This window comes from Streptomyces sp. NPDC097640, assembly GCF_040302705.1.
Taxonomy (GTDB): Bacteria; Actinomycetota; Actinomycetes; order Streptomycetales; family Streptomycetaceae; genus Streptomyces.
The window spans coordinates 269,426-287,803 of sequence record NZ_JBEOSB010000008.1 but is presented as its reverse complement, the minus strand read 5'-3'; the positions used below and the strand labels follow the sequence as shown (position 1 = coordinate 287,803).

The window sequence follows — 18,378 nt, the reverse complement described above, 5'->3', positions numbered from 1 at the left end:
TGACCACACCGCGGCCTGACCTCCGGATTTTCGGCGGCGGCCCGGCCGGGCAACGTCGGTGTCACCGGCGGGCGTCCTACGCCGCCGCGACGAGGACGGTCGCGAGAGCCAGCAGGCCGAGCCCGGCGAGCAGGCAGTCGACGGCGGCCCGGATGAGGCGGAACTTCCGTGCGGCGAGTTCGGCCATGAACCGGACGTGTTCCACCTGGTAGCCGACGGACAGCCGCTCGCCCAACTGGTCGTCGCTCAACGCGGGCCAGCTGGTCCAGTCGTTGCCGCCGACGTGCGGACGCACCGCCAACAGCAGGATCACGGTCGTGGCCAGCAGCGCGGCGGTGCCGAGGGCGCCGGCCACGGCGGCCGGGACGGTCGGGTGGAGGTCGGACGCCATGGAGCCGAGCGCCACGAGCGCGGCTCCGGCCAGGGCGAGTAACAGGCTGGCTTTGGATTCGGAGCGGGCCAGGTCGGCCTGTAAGGACGTCACCGTCGCGGCGACACGGTCTTGCGCGCGGTCCTGTCGCGGGTCAGGTGTGGTGGTGGTTGCCATCGGTGTGCCCTCTCCCCTCGCGTCGGCGGGTTTGCCGAGCGCGGTCTGTTGAGAGCTGAGACGCCGCGGACCGTCGCTCCGTTTCCGCTCGACGAGCCGGCCTGCCCCAGCCCGGCCGCTTGAGACACGGCAGGTAGTCTCACCAGGCCAGTTGTTCAGGGGGAAACGGCATATGAGCACGGTCCAGCACTCGGTCCAGTTCGAACTCACCCACAGAGGCTCCGCCCGGGCCCGTCTCAGGCTGAGGGCCACCCACACCTGGGCCGGGACCGTGCCCGGTTTCGGGCCGGTCGAGCTGGCGTGTCCGGCGGAGGAGGATCTCCTCCAGGAGACCCTCACCGCCTGGGTGTCGGGACACGGGATACCTCCCATGTCGTTCACCGGCTACGAATTCCGCGACCTGCCGCGCCTGGCCACGATGACGCTGACCGTCGACGGCTGGACGGGCACGCTGCGCCGCCGCCACCTCGCAGTGACGGCGGGCGGGCGGGCGCTGCGGATCGAGGTCGCCGGGCGCTCGTACCGCTACCAGGTGCTGGGCGGCAAGCTCCGGCACGAGCTGCGGCGCGAGGGGGCTGTCGTCACGATGTCGCGCTCGGGCCGGCGGTATCCGCGCACCATCTCGGGTACGGGGCAGGGCGGTGCCGACGGGCTGGACGTCGGGCTGGCGATCCTGCTGGAGGGCGTCTACACGCGGAATCTCTCCTTCAGCGGCGCGCTGTACTCGTGGCCGGGCCGCTTCCTGAGCCGGCTGGACGATATTCCCGACTTCTGAGTCACCGCGAAGAGGGCTGAGCGCCCGCCTCCGCAACCTCCGCCACCACCACGTACAGCGTCACCGCCGCGAAGAACGGCCCCTCCGCGAGGTGGTCGAGAAACCGCCGCGCCGCCTCCTCGCTGAGGTATCCGGCCGCCGCCGCGCGCTCCGCGTTGCGCTGGAAGCCGAGGATCCGGTCGGCGGACCGGGCGTCCCGGAAGACGGAGGTGACGGGGACGACCGCCGGCACCGCGAAGCCGGCCTCCGCCGCGAGCCGGGGCAACTGGCGGCCGATGACGCCGTTGCGGACGATCCGCTCGGTGATGTGGCGGGTGTAGGCGCGGGAGATCTCGGGGTCGGGGTGGTCGATCGCCAGCGAGTCCCAGTCGGGCTCGCCCATGACCAGCCGCCCGCCCGGCCGCAGCACGCGCCGCGCCTCGGCGAGGACCTGGGCGGGGTCCGCCACGTGTTGGAGGGTGCGGTCGGTGCGGGCGCGGTCGACGCTCGCGTCCGCGAGGGGGAGGGCGTGGGCGTCCGCGATCCGTACGTCCACGGCGGGGAGGTCCGCCGTACGCTCGCGGGCCCGGGCCGCCATCTCGGGGTCGGTGTCGATGCCGATCACCGTCCCGGACGGGGTGACCGCCTCGGCGAGGACGGTCAGATCGGTGCCGGGGCCGCAGCCCAGGTCGAGCGCGGTGTGGCCGGGGCGGACGGCCAGCGCGTCGAGCATGACCTGCTTGTACGAGCGGGCCTGATCGGTCCCGGCCAGCCGGTCCAGGTAGCCGATCCGGTCGGGCACGGCGGCCTCGAACATCCGCCCGGTGACCTCGGCCATGGACCGCACCTCCCGCTCCAGCACCTCGTGCCCCTCGGCCGTGAGCCGCATCGGTCGCTGGCGGCCCTCCCCCTCCAGGGGCTCGATCAGCGCCTTGGACTCCAGGCGTGCGAGGGCTCCGTAGAGGCTGCCGGGGCCGAGGCGTTCGCCCGACAGCTTCTCGATGGCGGTGTTGATGGCGTAGCCGTGCAGGGGCCCGTCGGCCAGGGCGCAGAGCACCAGCATCTGAGCGTCGTTGGTCCGCATGAACCCATACTACGCAATGCGTAGTACGCCGCGCGTAGTATGAGCGAAAAGAGGGCCCCGGCCGCTCTATCCTGGGGCCGTACGCACCCGCACACCTGACCCGACCCAACCCGACCCGGAGCACCCTCTTGTACTTCACCGACCGCGGCATCGAGGAGCTGGAGAAGCGGCGCGGCGAGGAGGAGATCACCTTCGAGTGGCTCGCCGAGCAACTGCGCACGTTCGTGGACCTGAACCCGGACTTCGAGGTCCCGGTGGAGCGCCTCGCGACCTGGCTAGCCCGGCTCGACGACGAGGACGAGGACGAGTAGCCCGCCTCGGCCGACGCCGGGCCCGCCGAGGCCCGAGCCGAGGCCCGGACCCGGGCCCGCGGCTCAGCCGTCCAGGTAGATGAGGCCTTCCGTCCGGGCACTGTCGTAACGCTCCTGCCCGGAGCCGACGAGGTGTCGCGACAGCCCGCTCTCGGTGCTGTAGCCGTTCTCCTTGGCCCAGCCCGCGACGAGATGGTTCACCTGCTTCTGGCCGGTGGTGAAGTGATACTCCGTGTCCCGCGCCGCCGCCTGCCCCGCCTGGGCGATCTGGTCTTCCTTCCAGTCGTAGACGCCCGCGTAGAGAATGCGGTAGACGGCGTCCGTGACGAAGCCGGTGGCCGGGCCCTTGCCGGCGAGCGAGGCGCCGGCGCTGGCAGCGGCCTGCATACCGCCGGTGATGACGAATTCGCCGGTCTGGGCGTGGTTGGCCCAGGAAACGGCGTCGTCCTTCTTGTCGCGGGCGATATCGGAGCTGATTCCGTCGTAGAAACCGAAGACGGAGGACGCCCCTTCGATGGCCGAGGCGCGTTCATTGGGGTCGTGGAAGTCCGTCTTGGTCAGCGTCCCGGCGGCGTAGAAGCGCTCGGCCTCGTACATCTCGTCGAATGCCTTACCGTCTTCCGACACACCGCGCATGATGCGGACGAGGCTCTCCCGGGGGACGGACATATGGGAGTCCTTGGGGTCGCTCGTGCCGTCGTTCCACACGCCGTCCTTGTCCATGTACATGCCCGTGCGGGTCAGGATCTCATGGGTTTCGGGCGTGTAGTCGACGAGCATGCGGCCCATGTTGTCGCGCAGGTTCGGGTGCAGATCGCCCCCGCGGCGGCCCTCGTCCAGGAAGTTGATGGTGTCGCGCATGATGCGGGCCTCGGCATCGGTGTGATAGCCGAGAACGTGGTCCGTGCCGGGGACGTTTCCGGTGGCCCCCGCTTCGAGCGCGGGCCCCAGCCCCTGACGGCTGTCGGGGTCGTCCCGGTAGTAGATGTCGCCGTCCGGGGTCTGCATCACGATCTTGGGCCAGTTGCGGTCCTGGAGCACATAGCGCAAGTGATCGTTCGAGCCGTCCACGCCCGGATCGAGGAATGCCTTGGCGACGTCGGGCTGCTTGCCCATGATGCCGAGCAGATCATCCAGCGGGTCGGTGGATTCGAGGCTGTGCCCGGCGCCCTTCTGCCACTTGTCGGTGCCGTCCTTTTTCTCCAGAGCGATGAGATCGTTCCCGAGATCGAGCAGGAACTTCTTCCCGTAGTTCTTGCCGTGCGTCATGAGGTTGAGGAACGACTGGTAGCCGTAGAGGTTTTCCCCGATGCGGCCGAAGTTCTCGGTGCCCACCTTGCGCAGCCCCTCCTGCCACTTCTTGTAGAAGGGGTCGGAGGGCGACTTGGTCGCGGTGGCCAGCGAGGTGGCCACGCCTTCCTGGAGGACGCGGAAGTCCTTGTCGTCGCCGTCCTTGGCGAGGCTGTTGAACTTGTTGTTCAGCTGGATGGTGGCCTTGGGGCCCATGGCGTCCAGGAAAGTCTGGCTGAACGCCTTGTCGTGCCGGTTGTCCCGGAACAGCCGCTGGAGTTCGGCCATCTCCTTGTCGCTGAGCTTGTCGCCGGAGTTGATTCTGGTCGAGAGCTCCTCGGCTTCCTTGGCCTCGACCTTCTCGATGTCGCCTTCGGCCTTGTCGTTGAACCCGTTGACCGCGCCGTCGATCAGATCAGGGTCCTGCACGGCCGCCTTGAGCGCGAGCTTCACGCCTTGGTCGGCGTCGTCGACGGCCTTGACCGCCGCGTCGATGTGCCGGGTCCAGGTCTCCTCGGCCTCATGCATTCCCGGGTCGTGCCGCGCCGCGCTGACCGCGCTCGCGCTGGCCTTCGAGTAGTCGTAACTCGCGACACCGGCGTCCGAGACCTTCATCCCGGCCTTCTCCGCGTCCGCGACCGCCGATTTCACCTTCCCGCGCAGCTCCACGAACTGGCTGTGCGCGTCCCGGAGAATCGAGGCGATGGCACGGGCCTCCTTGGGCGCCGCGGTGAACTGGTTATCGGTCAGCTGCATATTGGGGCGCGCGACCAGGTTCGCCTGGCCGGACCAGCTCCCGTCGAGCCCTACCGACTTGACCTTGCTGTCGTAGACCCTCTGGACCGCTTCGAACTTCTTGGCGGCCTCGTCCCATTTGGTGGCGGCCATTTCGAGGAGGGACAGATCGGTGGTCATGACCTGGCGGTACGTGAGCACGATTCCCCCTTCGGCGGCATGTGGAAGCACGGGACCGAGAGGGCGCGTCTTGCGGGTATTTGAGCGTGAACGGGCGGGATGAACTGCATTGCTTCCCCCGTGGCTGTTTCTCAAGCTGCACGTCGCAGACGGCAATTGCTGCGCAGAAGCTAGCACGCTCACACCCGAATGCCCCCAGGGGGTGTACGACGGCCAGGCGGTGGATCCGCATATCCCCTTGGGTTAACGCCCGTTACGCCACGACCGGCCCCCGCCCAGCCGCCCCCGACTCGAAGTCCAGGCGGGGGTCGGAGGCCAGCACCGCCTGCTGGAGGCGCTGGAGCCTGGCCGACGGTTCGAGCCCCAGCTCCTCCGTCATGGCCATGCGCAGCCGCTGGTAGACCGCGAGGGCGCGGGTGCGCTGGCCGGAGCGGTGGAGCGCGAGCATGTAGTGGCCGTGGATGCCCTCGTGGAAGCGGTGCTCGACGACGAGGGAGGCCAGGTCGCTCAGCGCCTCCTGGTGGCCGCCGAGCCGCAGCCGGGTCTCGATGCTCCGCTCGGTGACCGTGAGCCGGGACTGTTCGAGCCGGGCGACCTCGGCCTGGAGGGGGCGCCCGTGCGGCGTGACGTCGACCAGGGCCGGGCCCTGCCAGATCGACAGCGCCCGCCGGAGCGCCGCGTCGGCGGCCCGCTCGTCGCCCATCTCCAGGGCGCGCTCGCCGTCGGCGACGAGGTCGCGGTAGCGGTGGACGTCGAGCTGGCCGTAGCGCAGCACCATGGCGTAGCCGCCGGGCCTGGTCTGGAGGACGTCCCGGGCGACCGCGGTCGACGGGACGCCGAGCGCCTGCGCGAGCAGCTTGCGCAGATGCAGGACGTAGGTCTGGAGCGTGGTCAGCCCGGTGCGCGGCGGCCGCTCGCCCCACAGCTCGGTCATCAGGGTCTGTACGGGCACCATCCGGCCGTCGTGGAGCAGCAGCAGGGACAGGACCTTCCGCGGCTTCATCGCGCTGGGCACCGCCGACTGTTCGCCGAGGCGCAGCGTCAGCGGTCCGAGGACGCTCACATGCATAGGTGGTGCCACCTCCTCACACATCACCTGCGGTACGCGCGTACGAACAGGTCTGCGGCCTTCTCGCAGATGGCCGCGGCTTCGTGCCCGGGCAGCGGGCGGGTGCCGTACATCGACTGGTGCAGACCCTGCTGGACGAGCAGGGCGACGAACTGGCGGGCGACGGTGGCCGGGTCGTCGACGGTCAGCTCGCCGCGCTCGGCGCGGCGGGTGAGCAGGTCGACGAGGTGTTCGACGAGCTGCCTGGGTTCCCCCTCGGCGCAGGCCGGGCGCAGCGACGGGTGGCGGGCCACCTCGGCGATGACCAGGCGGCGCAGCGCGGAGGCGCGCTCGTCGAGCAGTACGTGGAGCACCCGGTGGCCGAAGGTCACCAGGGCGGTCTCGGCGTCCGTGTCGTCCTGTCCCCCCGGCGCGTCGGCGGAATCGGGGCCGAGGACGGGGCCGAGGACGGGGGCGAAGTCGGCGGCCACCCGCTCGCGTTCTCCCTCGACGGCCGCGAGGAACAGCCGCTCCTTGTCGCCGAAGTGGTTGTAGACGGTCTGCTTGGACACCCTGGCCTCGTCGGCGATGACGTCCACGCTCGCCCGGGTGTATCCCTCGCGCAGGAAGACGGCGACGGCCGCCTCCAATATGGCCTGGCGCTTGGCGGGCTGAGGGCCCGCCGGCCGGCCCACGGTGCCGCGCCGCGGCGCGCTGTCCGTCCGCACAGGCCCGTCCTCCTGACTCCCCCGGTTTCGGTGCGCTCTTGCCCCCAATGGACTTGCGAGTCTAGCCTTCCATCACTTCACTGGACTAGTCAGTCCAGTCCAATAAATTACGACCCGGCCCATGAGGAGACAGCTCCATGAGCACACCGGAGAACAGCGACGCCGCCCTCAGCCACCTCACCCTGGCGCCCGAGGCGCAGAACCAGCTGTTCCTGGAGGCCCGTACGGCCAACACGTTCACTGACGAGCCGGTCACGGACGAGCAGGTCCGCGCCATCTACGAACTGGTCAAGTACGCCCCCACCTCGATGAACCAGCAGCCGCTGCGCGTGGTCCTGGTGCGCTCGCCGGAGGCCCGCGCCCGCCTCGTGTCGTACATGACCGGGCGCAACCAGGAGAAGACGGCGAAGGCGCCGCTGGTGGCGATCCTCGCGGCGGACCTGGACTTCCACGAGGAGCTGCCCCGGCTGGTGCCGTTCATGGCCAGCCCGCAGGACCTCTTCGCGGAGCCGGGCCTGCGCGAGGCCTCGGCGCGGTTCAACACCGCGCTCCAGGTGGGCTACTTCATCCTGGGCGTACGGGCGGCGGGGCTGGCCGCCGGGCCGATGATCGGCTTCGACCCCGAGGGCGTGTCCAAGGAGTTCTTCGAGGACGGCCGGCACCGGGCGCTGTGCGTCGTCAACATCGGCCGGCCGGGGCCCGAGGCCTGGATGGGCCGGCTGCCGCGCCTGGACTACGCGGAGGTCGTCACCACGGCGTGACGCACGAACGGACCGCCTGTGCTCCGGCGGTGGGGCACAGGCGGTCCGATCATGCGGCGGTCAGCTCTCGATCAGTTCATGGAACGCCACGGTGTCGAAGATGTCCTCCATCCTCGTCGCCCTGCCGTCCCGCATCGTCCAGGAGTGGATGAACTCCAGGGTCACGGTGGTGCCGGTGCGCGAGGTCACCTCGCGGGTGCCGAAGACGACCACCCGGTCCCCCTGTTCGATGAACTCCTCGGGTCTGAGTCTCATCCCGCCGAGCACCGTCGGGACATGCGCGAGGAATTCCTTGATCCCCGCATGGCCCAGCTTGGTGCCGCCGAGGCCGTACTTGGCCATCCCGTCCGGGTGGACCCACTCCACGTCCGGGTGCATCCCGGAGAGGATCCCCTCGACGTCCCGGTCGCGGAAGCCCGCGTAGCACCCCTGGATGGCCTTGATGTTCTGTGACGCCACGGTGGTTCGAATCTCCTCGGTGTCTTCTTGGTCTCTTCTGGGATCAGGCTGCCGGGGCGGCCGGACGCGGCTTGACGTGGTCGGGGTACAGCGCCTCCAGGGTCTGCCGCACCCCCTCGCGCCAGGGCACCCGGCAGGGGCCGGTGAGCGCCAGGCGCCGCGCCGGGTCGAACTGGTAGGTCTCCCGGGTGACCTGGCTGGGCACCAGCTGGGCCGCGACGCCGGTGAGCTCCTCGAGATGGCGGACGCAGTCGGTCATGCCGACCGACTCGTCGCCGCCCCAGTTGACCAGCGTCGCGGGCACGGACGCGGCCGCCCAGAGCTTGGGCACCTGGTCGACCAGGTCGTCGGTGTGGAGCAGCGAGCACCAGTTCTGGCCCTCCAGCGGCACCGGTATCGGCTGGCCGGCCAGCATCCGCTTGAAGTAGAGCATCGGCACCCCGCCATAGCCGCCGGGCCCGTACGCGATGTTGAGCCGGGCGATGGTGGTCGGCAGGTCCAGCACGCTCGCGAAGGCCCGTACGGCGCCCTCGGCGGCGATCTTGCCCACGGGATAGGCGGGCAGCCAGTCGGCCACCCCGTCCACGGGGTCGTCCTCGGCGTACCGGTGGTCCAGGGTCTGCCGCTTGTAGAGCGCGCCCGTGGAGACGTAGAGGAACGCCTCCGCACCTCGGCAGTGGGTCATCAGCCGGCCGCAGGCGACCGAGTTGACCTCGATCGCGGCGTTGACGTCACCGTCCTCGCCGCGCCGCACGGCCGAGTGGATGACGTGGGTGAAGTCGTCGGGGAGCCCGTCGTACCCGGTCCCGCTCAGGTCGTCCATGTCCCAGTGGTGCGTCCTGATCCCGCGGGCGTTCAGCTCCTCCTCGACGCCCGGGGCGCCGAACCGGCCCAGGCACCAGACCTCGTTGTGCCCGGCCAGCGCCTCGGCCACCGGGCGGGCGACCTGTCCGGTGCCGCCCGTGACCAGGATCTTCTTGCCTTCCAACCTGCTCTTCTCCTCTTGCTCTCCGTCGACTGCCTGCCGTCGACCACGTGCCGTCGACTACGTGCCGTCGCCCAGCGCCCGGTCGAGCTCCCTGCGCAGGATGGCCTGGAAGGCCGCGACGTGCTGCGGCCCCATCAGGGTGTAGTGCTCGCCCGGCACGTCGATGTACCGGTTGGCCTCGGTGCTGTGCTCGTCCCATCTGCGCAGCTCGTTGTCGAGCCAGTCCTGCTTGGTGCCGCGCAGCGGGATCGCGTAGAAGACCGTCATCGACCGGGTGGTGCCGGTGGGCGTGTAGCCGCGGCCGAGGTCGGTGAGCCCGCTGGCGAGCGCGGCCCAGGCGGCGAACCTCTCCAGGCCCAGATCGAGCTCGGCCAGCCGGCCGGCCGGGGCGAGCTCGAGGAGGTGCGCCAGCTGCTCCTCCCGGGGCAGCCCGCGCAGCTGCCCGGGGAGGTCGAGGGACTGCTTCTTGTTGATCAGGTCGAGGAAGAAGGCGAGGTTGGTCGCGGTCTCGACGAAGTCCAGCTCGTCCATGCGGTACTTGATGTGCGGGGGGAGGTTGAAGCTGCCGACGAAGTCGACGCGCTCGCCCTGAGCCTCCAGCGCCTTGGCGATCTCGAAGGCCACGGCGCCGCCGTACGAATAGCCGGCGACCGCGTAGGGGCCGTGCGGCTGGGTGGCGCGGATGGCGTCGACGTAGGTGGTCACCATCTCCTCGAAGCTCCCGAAGGGCCGCTCGCCCTCGTTGAACCCCCGGGCGCGCAGGGCGTAGAAGGGCCGGTCGCCGACGAAGTACTTGGCGAGGTTGACGAAGACCAGGACCTCGCCGACGCCCGGGTGGACACAGAACAGCGGCGTCTTGTCGCCGACAGCCTGAAGCGGCACCACCGGGTCGTACGCCGTGGCGGCGGGCGAGCCGCCCCCGTCGATCCGGGCGGCGAGCTGCCGCACCGAGGGGGCGGTGAGCACGGCGATGACCGGCAGGTCGGCGCCGCCGAGGCGGCGGGCCACCTGGCGGCGCAGCCGCAGGATGTCCAGCGAGGTCCCGCCGAGGTCGAAGAAGCTCGCGGTGACGCTGACCCGGTCCGGGGCCAGGTCGAACATCTCGGCGTAGATCTCGGCGAGCACCCGCTCGGTCCCGCCCTCCGGCGCCGTGTATCCGCCGAGCCTGCGGGTGGTCAGCTCGGCGACGCGCGCGATGACGTCGTCGAAGCCGCCGGACTCCAGGCGCGTGCGCATCCGCCGGCGCAGCGTCTTGCCCAGGCTGGTCTTGGGGAACGCCTCCTTGGGCAGCGGCAGGATGAGGGAGGGGCGGAACCCCCAGTGCATCACCACGGTCGAGCGCACGGCGGTGAGCAGCCGGTACAGCCCCGCCTCGTCGCCTTCCGCCGCCTCGGGGTGGACGGCGATCACCAGCTGCTCGGTGTCACTGCCGGGCCGCCGGGTCGGGAAGGCCGCGGCGTAGCCGCCCGCCACGCCGTCCAGCTGCTCCAGCACGGCCTCCATCTCATGGCTGAAGTAGTTGACACCGTTGACGATGACGCTGTCCTTGCTGCGCCCGACCAGGGTGAGCCGGCCGTCGTCGATACGGCCCAGGTCGCCGCTGCGGAACCAGCCGTCGGGGGTGAAGGCCTCCGCGGTGGCCTCCGCGTCGTTGTAGTAGCCCGCCGTGATCATCGGGCCGCTGAGCTGGAGCTCCCCCACCTCGCCCGCGGGCAGCGCGCGATGCTCGTCGTCGGCCACCCGGATGGACAGCGCCATGACGGGGGTGCCGAGGTTGGCGAACTCCTGGCCGGTGTCGGCGGCGGGGAAGTCGCGGTTGTAGATGCTGCCCGCGCAGGTCTCGGTCATGCCGAACGCGGGCCAGAGCGCGGACCTCCGCAGGCCGTACGGGGCGTAGTTGGCGAGAAACGCCTCACCGGTGGCGACCACATTGGCCTCGCCGCCGCTCACGATGTGGCGCAGGGCGCTCAGGTCGAGCCGCTCCCCGCCCGACTCGGCCTCCTCACCCGCCTCCGCCGCCTCCTCCGCCTCCTCCGCCTCTGCGAGTTCCCGAGCCGCGGCATTCAGCGGGCCGAGGAGAAAATTCGGCGTGAAGGTCATCGTCACCTGGTGGCGGGATATGATGCGGAGAAACCGCAGAGGCTCCTCGAGGATGACCGAGGCCGGGGCGTGCAATTGGTTCGCGCCTGTGTGAAGCGGCAGCATATGCGCTTCGAGAAGCGCCGCGACATGGTCGTAGGAAATCCAGTTGAAAGTGGTGTCGGCGGCGGTCAGCCGCTGTTTTTCCGCCTTTCCGGCCATGGATGCGAGCACGTTTCCATGGGAGAGCATCACGGCCTTGGAATTCCCGGTGGAGCCCGAGGTCAGCACCAGCAGCGCGAGGTCCTCCGGCGCGGCCCGGTGGATGTCCGGCGCGGGTTCGCGGCCGCCGAGCTCCTCCACGGACGCCACGGCGAGCCCGGGCACCGCGGGCAGCTCGGCGCGCATCGCCTCGGTGGTGACCAGCAGCGGTCCGTCGAGCAGCCGGTTGACGTGGGCGAGTTGCGCGGCCCAGCGGGCGGGGTCGCCGGGCACCGGCACCATGGGGCAGGGGACGAATCCGCCGAGCAGACAGGCCCAGAAAACGGTGAGGAATTCCCGCTGGCCGTCCAGCAGCAGCACGACCTTGTCATGCGGCTTCAGCCCGCGGGATCGCAGTGCGGTGAGCAGTCGGAGCGCGGAATCGAGCAGCTCCGGATAGGACTGGCGTGTTGATTCGCTCTCCGCGCCTTCGGCCAAGTAACCTACCCCCGAATAGGGGTACTCGTCCGCTGCCCTGACCAGCAGCTGGGCCACAGATCGCAGATCCCGAGCGTCTTCGGGTGTGATGTATTTCAAGGGCTGTGCCGGCATGACCCAATTTGACCCTTCCCCCCCGATTCCGAGGCCCTGAAGGTAACAGCCTCGAACATTCGCACTCCATGACTCTCCAGCAAGGCTCTAGCGGCGCTCTAGCGGAATCCCCGGACGATGCCCTCGTCAGGAATCAGCCATTCCGCTCCTCGCCGCCGCCCCGCGCCCGGACCCGCCCCCGCCCCCGTCGCCGCCGCCGCTTGACTCTCCGGATCCGCGATATATCGTGTCTAGCAGGAGACGCGATATGTTGCGTCGCCTCCGTCACGGGGTCCGGTCCGGGATCCCGTCAGCGTCCAGCCCAGGGGAGGCCAGGGATGTCAGCCGGGTCGAAGTGGTCGTTGACCGAACCGCAGAAGCTCACCTTCGACGACCCCGTGTCCACCCTCCAGGTGCGCGTCGTCGGCGGCACCGTCAACGTCGTCGGAACCGACACCGGGCCCACCCGCCTGGAGCTGGCGGAGATCGACGGGCCGCCGCTGATCGTCACCCACGAGGAAGGCGTACTGCGGGTCGGATACGACGACGTCCCGTGGAAGGGCTGGCTCAAGTGGCTCGACCACAAGAGCTGGAACCGCACCGTCCATCTCACCCTCACCGTGCCCACCGGCACCAGCGCCTCGATCGGCACGGTCGGCGCCGGCACCGTGCTCTCCGGGCTCGGCGGCCGCACCGATGTGCACGGCGTCACCGGCGACTTCACCCTGGTCGGGCTGACCGGCCCGGTCCGTGCCGACACCGTCTCGGGCCGGGTCGAGACCCAGGCCGTCACCGGGCGGCTGCGCTTCAACTCCGTCTCCGGCGACCTGACCGTCATCGAGGGCTCGGGCGCCTCCGTGCGCGCCGACTCCGTCAGCGGCGACATCCTCCTCGACCTCGCCCCCGTCGCCGCCCCGGGCGGCGCGGACATCGCCCTCACCACCGTGTCCGGCGAGATCGCGATCCGGCTGCCGCACCCCGCCGACGCGGAGGTCGAGGCACACACCACGAGCGGCGCCGTCTCCAACGCCTTCGAGAGTCTGCGGGTCAGCGGGCAGTGGGGGGCCAAGAAGATCTCCGGCCGGCTCGGCGCCGGCCATGGCAGGCTCAAGGCCACCACCGTCTCGGGCGCGATAGCGCTGCTGCGCCGCCCGCCCACCGAAGAAGAGGATGCGGCCGGCCCGGCGCAAGGCCCTGACCGCCCCGAAGGAAAGGTCCTCTGATGCCGCCCGTATTCGCCCACGGCCGACTGCGCCTCTACCTCCTCAAGCTGCTCGACGAGGCGCCGCGCCACGGCTACGAGGTCATCCGCCTGCTGGAGGAGCGCTTCCAGGGCCTGTACGCGCCCTCCGCCGGCACCGTGTACCCCCGGCTGGCCAAGCTGGAGGCCGAGGGCCTGGTCACCCACACCACCGAGGGCGGCCGCAAGGTCTACTCCATCACCGACGCCGGCCGCGCCGAACTGGCCGACCGCGGCGGCGAGCTGGCCGACCTGGAGGTGGAGATCCGCGAGTCCGTCGCCGAGCTGGCCGCCGAGATCCGGGAGGACGTACGCGGCTCCGCCAGCGATCTGCGGCGCGAGATGCGGGAGGCGGCGCAGCAGGCCCGCACCTCCGGCAACGGCTCGAACGGCTCCGGCGGGCCGGGCGGCTCGGGTGGCTCCGCCGAGCAGCCGGGGCCGTCGTGGGAGGGCCCGTGGGGGGACAAGGAGGCGTGGCGGCTGGCGAAGGAGGAGATGCGGCGCGCCAAGGACGAGTGGAAGGAGCAGGCGCGCCGGGCCAAGCAGGAGAGCCGCCGGGCCCGGCAGGACGCCCAGCGCGCCCGGCAACAGGCCAAGGACGCCCAGGACTTCGCGCGCGAGGAGATGCAGCGGATGGCCCGGCGGCTCCAGGAGCAGACGCAGGAACACCTGCGGGCGGGCGACTGGCAGCGCGCGGTCCGGGAGGGGCTGGCCGAGGTGTCGCGCGGCATGGGCCGTATCTCACGGCAGAACGCCGGGGGCGCGGAGCGGGCCGAGCCGGAGGTCGTCGTCGAGCGCGTGGATCTGCCGGAGAAGGAGACGGAGACGGAGACGGCGGCGGAGGCCGGGCCCGAGCCGGAGTGGGCCCGGGACTTCAGCCCGTCCGGCGACCCCGCCCGCGACCTGGACCGGCTGCTGGACCGCTTCCGCGACGACATCCGCGACACGGCCCGCGACCACGGGGTGAACGCCGACCAGGCGGCCGAGGCCCGGCGGCGGCTCGCGGCCACCGCGGCGCGGATCAACGCGCTGCTGCGGGGACGTACGGAGGAATAGGCCTCACCCTCCCCATGCTCTGGCTATCCTTCGGCCTCGGCTTTCCCCCGCTTCCGCCCACCACAGGGGGTGAGGAACGCCCGCGTACTGAGTGTAGTTGGGCAATCCAACAACGTGGCGAGGCGCCATGCCATGCGTCGCGGGCAGGGTGCCCCTTTGGAGACGGGCCCTGGCTGGGGCCAGTGCGCGCGAGCCGCCACTTCGCCCCACAGGCATTCGAGGAGGCCGCGGCGCTCGGCTGCGACGTCGAGTCCCGCTGACCCACCTGCTTCGCCCGGCGAACCGCCCCGCTGGGCACGGTCGGCCCCGACAGGTGGCAGCGGCCCGGCTGCGGGCGGTCGACCGTACGTACCGCGCGCTGCTCGGCGACCGGATCGACGGGCCGGACATCGCCGAGGCCGCGGCCCTGGCCAAGGAGGCGGCCGAGGCCGCGACCCTGGCCGCCCGCCCCATCGCCGCCGCCAACTGCGACCTCGGCTGGTCCGACGAGCCGCACCTCGCCCTGTGGCAGGCCACCGCCGTGCTGCGGGGCAGCGTCGATTTGCGGCTCCGCCGCGTGGCGCGGCGACGGCCACCTGGCCGCGCTGCTCACCGCCGGTCTCGACCCGTGCGAGTCGCTGGTGTCCTTCGCGGGGATCGGCGCCGCTCCGACGGCCAACTTCGGCGGCCGCGGCTGGACCGCGGAGGAGTGGAGCGCCGCGGCCGGCCGACTGGCCGAGCGCGGCTGGCTCGACGCGGAGGGGAACGCCACCGAGCGCGGCCGGCAGGGCCGCGACGCGATCGAGCGGCTGACGGACGAGCTGGCCGCCGAGCCCTGGCGCGCGCTCGGCCCCGAGCGCGCCGAGCGGCTGGCGAGCCTGGTCCACCCGCTGCTCGCAGCGGTGCTCGAGGCGGGCATGCTGCCCATGCAGAGCACGCTGGGCATCGCCGCGGTCCAGGTCGCGTACGCGTAGCGAACGGCCTTGACCTCAACCTCGGTTGAGGTATCAGGATCGCGGGCGAAGGCGAAGCGGCCTTCTCCCGCGATCCCGAAGGAGCCCCCCATGCCCGGCCCCACCAGCCCCCTCCCCGACCTCACGCGCCCCGACGTCGGCGCCGCCCTGTTCTCCACCTGGGGCGTCGGCACCCCCGAGCGGCAGCGGGCGACGGTGGATGCCCTCGCCCACTCCTGGGACTCCCGTCCCTGGCCGAGCCCGGAGCTGTTCTCACAGAACGTGTATGTGGGAATGGACGGCAAGACGCTGATGCACCACGCCCAGTGGGCGAGCGAGGAGGCGTACCTCGCCTTCGTCCGCGCCCAGCGCCAGGAGCGGGTGGACGAGGTCGACGCCGCCGTGCCGGGCATCGAGCGCCACGGCATCGCCAACTACCGCCGCTACCGCGGCTTCGACACCCGGGCCGAGGGCGATCCCCGGGTGCCCGGGTGCATCGTCGTCATCAAGGCCGACTTCGACGACCCCGCCCCGGAGCTGCGCCGGAGGTGGATCGACGCGGTCATCGAGGCCCTGGAGACCGACCCCGCCCCGAGCCCCGACCTCATCTCCGCCGACTTCCACCTGATCGTCGACGGCGCCCGCCATCTGGCCAACGACCGGGCGCAGGTGCTCAACTACGCCCAGTGGACCAGCGAGGAGGCGTACGACGCGGCCATCGCCGCCGACGATCCGACCCCCGAGTGGGAGCGGGTCCGGCACTTCCCGGGGTTCCAGGGCACCACGGCCAAGCGGTACCGCTTCGCACGGAGCTTCGTACGGCCGTAAAGCCGCGAAGCCGTAAAGCTGTGAAGCCGTAAAAGCCCTCAGACCGTCAGCACGACCTTGCCGAAGAGGTCCCCGCTCGCCATCTTCTCGAACCCCTCGCGGGCCCGGTCCAGCGGCAGCACCGAGTCGATGACCGGCCGCACGCCGCGCGCCGCGCAGAAGCTCAGCAGGTCCTCCAGCTCCTCCTTGCTGCCCATCGTGGAGCCGACGACCTTCAGCTCCAGGAAGAAGATCCGGTTGAGCTCGGCGGACTTGGGGCTCGGCCCGCTGGTCGCGCCCGAGATGACCAGCGTTCCGCCGGGCTTGAGCGACTTGACCGAGTGCGACCAGGTCGCCGCGCCCACCGTCTCGATCACCGCGTCCACGCGCCGCGGCAGCCGCTCCCCCGGCTCGTACGCGCCCTCGGCCCCCAGGTCGACCGCGCGCTTGCGCTTGGCCTCGTCCCGGCTGGTGGCCAGCACCCGCAGCCCGGCCGCCGCGCCCAGCACGATGGCCGCGGTGGCCACGCCGCCGCCCGCGCCCTGGACGAGGACGCTGTCGCCGGGGCGCACGCCCGCGTTGGTGAACAGCATGCGGTAGGCGGTCAGCCAGGCCGTCGGCAGGCAGGCCGCCTCCTCGAAGGAGAGCTCCGGGGGCTTGGGCAGCAGATTCCAGGTGGGGACGGCGACCTTCTCCGCGAAGGTGCCCTGGTAGCGCTCGGTGAGGATGGAGCGGGGCTCGCGCGCGCCGACCCCGTGCCCGGTCTGTCCGATGACCGAGTGGACGACGACGTCGTTGCCGTCCTCGTCGATCCCGGCCGCGTCACAGCCGAGGATCATCGGCAGCGACTCCTCGCCGAGGCCGACGCCGCGCAGCGACCACAGGTCGTGGTGGTTGAGCGAGGCGGCCTTGACGGTGATGGTCGTCCAGCCGGGGCGTGTCTCGGGCTCGGGGCGTTCGCCCAGTTCGAGGCCGTTCAGCGGCTGGTCACGGTCGATACGTGCGGCGTAGGCAGCGAACATGATCCCGACGATAGGGGCGGCGGGCCGGGCGGCGGAACCACGCCGCGGTGTGACACGCGCCGCGCGTACGACGGCCGGGCCGCCGCCTCGCGTGGGAGGCGACGGCCCGGCCGTCGTATACGACGCGCGCCCTGCGGGACTCAGCGGCGCGCCACGCCCTCCGCGCGCGCCGCCGCCGCGACGGCCGCGGTCACGGCCGGGGCGACCCGGTCGTCGAACGGCGAGGGGATGACCGTGTCGGCGCTCAGCTCGTCGGCCACCACGGCGGCCAGCGCCTCGGCGGCGGCGAGCTTCATGCCCTCGGTGATCCGGGAGGCCCGGACCTGAAGCGCGCCGGCGAAGATGCCCGGGAAGGCCAGCACGTTGTTGATCTGGTTCGGGAAGTCGCTGCGGCCGGTGGCGACCACGGCGGCGTACTTGTGCGCGACGTCCGGGTGGATCTCCGGGGTCGGGTTGGCCATGGCGAAGATGAAGCAGCCGGGCGCCATCTTGGCGACCGCCTGCTCGGGGACGGTGCCGCCGCTGACGCCGATGAAGACATCGGCGCCGTCCAGCGCGGCCTCCATGGGCCCGGTCAGACCGGCCTTGTTGGTGAAGCCGGCCAGCTCCCGCTTGACGTCGGTGAGGTCCTCGCGGTCGGCGGACACGATGCCCTTGCGGTCGCAGACCGCGACATCACCGATCCCGGCCTCGACGAGGATCTTGGCGATGGCGACGCCCGCGGCGCCGGCGCCGGAGATGACGGCGCGCAGCTGGCCGAGCGAGCGGTCGGTGAGCTTGGCCGCGTTGCGCAGCGCGGCGAGGGTGACGACCGCCGTGCCGTGCTGGTCGTCGTGGAAGATCGGGATGTCGACGCGCTCCTGGAGCTTGCGCTCGATCTCGAAGCAGCGCGGGGCGGAGATGTCCTCCAGGTTCACGCCGCCGAAGGAGGGGGCGAGCCGGACGACGGTCTCGACGATCTCGTCCACCCCGCGGCAGTCGAGGGCGATCGGCACCGCGTCGACGCCGCCGAACTGCTTGAAGAGGATGGCCTTGCCCTCCATCACGGGCAGGGAGGCCTCCGGGCCGATGTCGCCGAGCCCGAGCACCGCGCTGCCGTCCGTGACGACCGCGACGACGTGGGACTTCCAGGTGTACTCATCGACCAGCTCGGGCTTCTCCGCGATGGCGCTGCAGACCTTCGCGACGCCCGGCGTGTAGGCGAGGGACAGATCGTCCTTGTTCCGCACCGGCACCGTCGCCTCGATGGCCATCTTGCCGCCCCGGTGCAGCGCGAAGGCCGGATCGAAGGGCTCGCCGTCCGTGACTCCCTCCACGTCTCCGGCGCTTCCGTTCGTGCTGTCGCTGCGAGGATTCGCGATCTCCGCTGCCACTATTTGACCCCTTTGTCGTATTTCTATTGAGGGTATCCGCCCCTGGTTGGGGAGCGGGCGGGCACCGCGTCCGGGTCCCACTGGGCGGATATCCGCCGCCGGGTCCAGATTCGAACGCCGGGCGCGCCGCACACGCGCCCCGAGCCCCGGGTGAGGGGGGTAACCGTCCGTTCTACCGGAAGGACTCCTCCG

At 71.2% G+C, this 18,378-nt stretch carries 16 protein-coding genes and 1 pseudogene; 7 read left to right on the top strand and 10 right to left on the bottom strand.

Features of this window, described 5'->3' with window-relative positions:
- Positions 1-76: 76 nt before the first annotated feature.
- Positions 77-547, bottom strand: a complete 471-nt coding sequence (locus tag ABTY62_RS15205) for a Pycsar system effector family protein (RefSeq protein WP_352129845.1) — start codon at positions 545-547, stop codon at positions 77-79.
- Between the two features lie 172 nt (positions 548-719).
- On the opposite strand from ABTY62_RS15205, the gene ABTY62_RS15200 reads away from it, so the two are divergent.
- Positions 720-1,322, top strand: a complete 603-nt coding sequence (locus ABTY62_RS15200) for a hypothetical protein (RefSeq protein ID WP_352129844.1) — start codon at positions 720-722, stop codon at positions 1,320-1,322.
- Position 1,323: 1 nt separating this feature from the next.
- Here ABTY62_RS15200 and ABTY62_RS15195 read toward each other — a convergent pair whose 3' ends face one another.
- Positions 1,324-2,385 carry a methyltransferase domain-containing protein gene (locus tag ABTY62_RS15195; RefSeq protein ID WP_352129843.1) on the bottom strand — a complete coding sequence of 354 codons (1,062 nt, stop codon included), beginning with the start codon at positions 2,383-2,385 and terminating at the stop codon, positions 1,324-1,326.
- Positions 2,386-2,513: 128 nt separating this feature from the next.
- On the opposite strand from ABTY62_RS15195, the gene ABTY62_RS15190 reads away from it, so the two are divergent.
- Positions 2,514-2,696 (top strand): DUF6104 family protein, encoded by a 183-nt coding sequence (locus tag ABTY62_RS15190; RefSeq protein WP_014176503.1) that lies wholly within the window; start codon positions 2,514-2,516, stop codon positions 2,694-2,696.
- Between the two features lie 63 nt (positions 2,697-2,759).
- Here ABTY62_RS15190 and ABTY62_RS15185 read toward each other — a convergent pair whose 3' ends face one another.
- The 3 genes from ABTY62_RS15185 to ABTY62_RS15175 form a co-directional block, all read right to left on the bottom strand.
- On the bottom strand, positions 2,760-4,922 hold the full coding sequence (locus ABTY62_RS15185; protein ID WP_352129842.1) for a DUF6571 family protein: 2,163 nt from the start codon (positions 4,920-4,922) through the stop codon (positions 2,760-2,762).
- A gap of 232 nt (positions 4,923-5,154) precedes the next feature.
- Positions 5,155-5,970 carry an AfsR/SARP family transcriptional regulator gene (locus ABTY62_RS15180; RefSeq protein WP_352129841.1) on the bottom strand — a complete coding sequence of 272 codons (816 nt, stop codon included), beginning with the start codon at positions 5,968-5,970 and terminating at the stop codon, positions 5,155-5,157.
- 23 nt (positions 5,971-5,993) lie between these two features.
- Positions 5,994-6,677 carry a TetR/AcrR family transcriptional regulator gene (locus ABTY62_RS15175; protein WP_352129840.1) on the bottom strand — a complete coding sequence of 228 codons (684 nt, stop codon included), beginning with the start codon at positions 6,675-6,677 and terminating at the stop codon, positions 5,994-5,996.
- Positions 6,678-6,814: 137 nt separating this feature from the next.
- On the opposite strand from ABTY62_RS15175, the gene ABTY62_RS15170 reads away from it, so the two are divergent.
- The gene (locus tag ABTY62_RS15170) at positions 6,815-7,438 is read left to right on the top strand and encodes a malonic semialdehyde reductase (protein WP_352129839.1); all 624 of its coding nucleotides are present in this window, start codon (positions 6,815-6,817) and stop codon (positions 7,436-7,438) included.
- Positions 7,439-7,498: 60 nt separating this feature from the next.
- On the opposite strand, the gene ABTY62_RS15165 is transcribed toward ABTY62_RS15170, so the two are convergent.
- Genes ABTY62_RS15165 through ABTY62_RS15155 form a run of 3 tightly spaced genes read right to left on the bottom strand, consistent with a single transcriptional unit; the run spans position 7,499 to position 11,777 of the window.
- Entirely contained in the window at positions 7,499-7,897 is a 399-nt protein-coding gene (locus tag ABTY62_RS15165; protein WP_352129838.1) for a nuclear transport factor 2 family protein, read from the bottom strand.
- Positions 7,898-7,940: 43 nt separating this feature from the next.
- Positions 7,941-8,885: an NAD-dependent epimerase/dehydratase family protein gene (locus ABTY62_RS15160; protein ID WP_352129837.1), complete on the bottom strand. Its 945-nt coding sequence runs from the start codon at positions 8,883-8,885 to the stop codon at positions 7,941-7,943.
- A 57-nt stretch (positions 8,886-8,942) separates the two neighbouring features.
- Positions 8,943-11,777 carry an AMP-binding protein gene (locus ABTY62_RS15155; protein WP_352129836.1) on the bottom strand — a complete coding sequence of 945 codons (2,835 nt, stop codon included), beginning with the start codon at positions 11,775-11,777 and terminating at the stop codon, positions 8,943-8,945.
- A gap of 317 nt (positions 11,778-12,094) precedes the next feature.
- Here ABTY62_RS15155 and ABTY62_RS15150 point away from each other — a divergent pair, with 317 nt between their 5' ends.
- The 4 genes and pseudogenes from ABTY62_RS15150 (at position 12,095) to ABTY62_RS15135 (ending at position 15,812) form a co-directional block, all read left to right on the top strand.
- On the top strand, positions 12,095-12,979 hold the full coding sequence (locus ABTY62_RS15150; protein ID WP_352129835.1) for a DUF4097 family beta strand repeat-containing protein: 885 nt from the start codon (positions 12,095-12,097) through the stop codon (positions 12,977-12,979).
- Positions 12,979-14,052: a PadR family transcriptional regulator gene (locus tag ABTY62_RS15145; protein ID WP_352129834.1), complete on the top strand. Its 1,074-nt coding sequence runs from the start codon at positions 12,979-12,981 to the stop codon at positions 14,050-14,052. The genes ABTY62_RS15150 and ABTY62_RS15145 overlap by 1 nt, the downstream gene beginning before the upstream one ends.
- Positions 14,053-14,225: 173 nt before the next feature.
- A pseudogene (locus tag ABTY62_RS47510) lies at positions 14,226-15,005 on the top strand (SCO6745 family protein).
- Between the two features lie 90 nt (positions 15,006-15,095).
- Entirely contained in the window at positions 15,096-15,812 is a 717-nt protein-coding gene (locus tag ABTY62_RS15135) for an antibiotic biosynthesis monooxygenase (RefSeq protein ID WP_352129832.1), read from the top strand.
- Positions 15,813-15,850: 38 nt separating this feature from the next.
- Here the strand turns inward: ABTY62_RS15135 and ABTY62_RS15130 are convergent, their stop codons facing one another.
- Positions 15,851-16,813 (bottom strand): zinc-binding dehydrogenase, encoded by a 963-nt coding sequence (locus tag ABTY62_RS15130; RefSeq protein WP_311729831.1) that lies wholly within the window; start codon positions 16,811-16,813, stop codon positions 15,851-15,853.
- 140 nt (positions 16,814-16,953) lie between these two features.
- Complete coding sequence (locus ABTY62_RS15125; RefSeq protein WP_352129831.1) at positions 16,954-18,186, bottom strand: NAD(P)-dependent malic enzyme; 1,233 nt, start codon at positions 18,184-18,186, stop codon at positions 16,954-16,956.
- Positions 18,187-18,378 lie beyond the last annotated feature (192 nt).

Coding starts and splice junctions, on each gene's coding strand:
- ABTY62_RS15200 (WP_352129844.1), top strand. CDS start 720: ATGAGCACGGTCCAGCACTCGGTCCAGTTCGAACTCACCCACAGAGGC.
- ABTY62_RS15195 (WP_352129843.1), bottom strand. CDS start 2,385: ATGCGGACCAACGACGCTCAGATGCTGGTGCTCTGCGCCCTGGCCGAC.
- ABTY62_RS15130 (WP_311729831.1), bottom strand. CDS start 16,813: ATGTTCGCTGCCTACGCCGCACGTATCGACCGTGACCAGCCGCTGAAC.
- ABTY62_RS15205 (WP_352129845.1), bottom strand. CDS start 547: ATGGCAACCACCACCACACCTGACCCGCGACAGGACCGCGCGCAAGAC.
- ABTY62_RS15150 (WP_352129835.1), top strand. CDS start 12,095: ATGTCAGCCGGGTCGAAGTGGTCGTTGACCGAACCGCAGAAGCTCACC.
- ABTY62_RS15155 (WP_352129836.1), bottom strand. CDS start 11,777: ATGCCGGCACAGCCCTTGAAATACATCACACCCGAAGACGCTCGGGAT.
- ABTY62_RS15180 (WP_352129841.1), bottom strand. CDS start 5,970: ATGCATGTGAGCGTCCTCGGACCGCTGACGCTGCGCCTCGGCGAACAG.
- ABTY62_RS15170 (WP_352129839.1), top strand. CDS start 6,815: ATGAGCACACCGGAGAACAGCGACGCCGCCCTCAGCCACCTCACCCTG.
- ABTY62_RS15135 (WP_352129832.1), top strand. CDS start 15,096: ATGCCCGGCCCCACCAGCCCCCTCCCCGACCTCACGCGCCCCGACGTC.
- ABTY62_RS15145 (WP_352129834.1), top strand. CDS start 12,979: ATGCCGCCCGTATTCGCCCACGGCCGACTGCGCCTCTACCTCCTCAAG.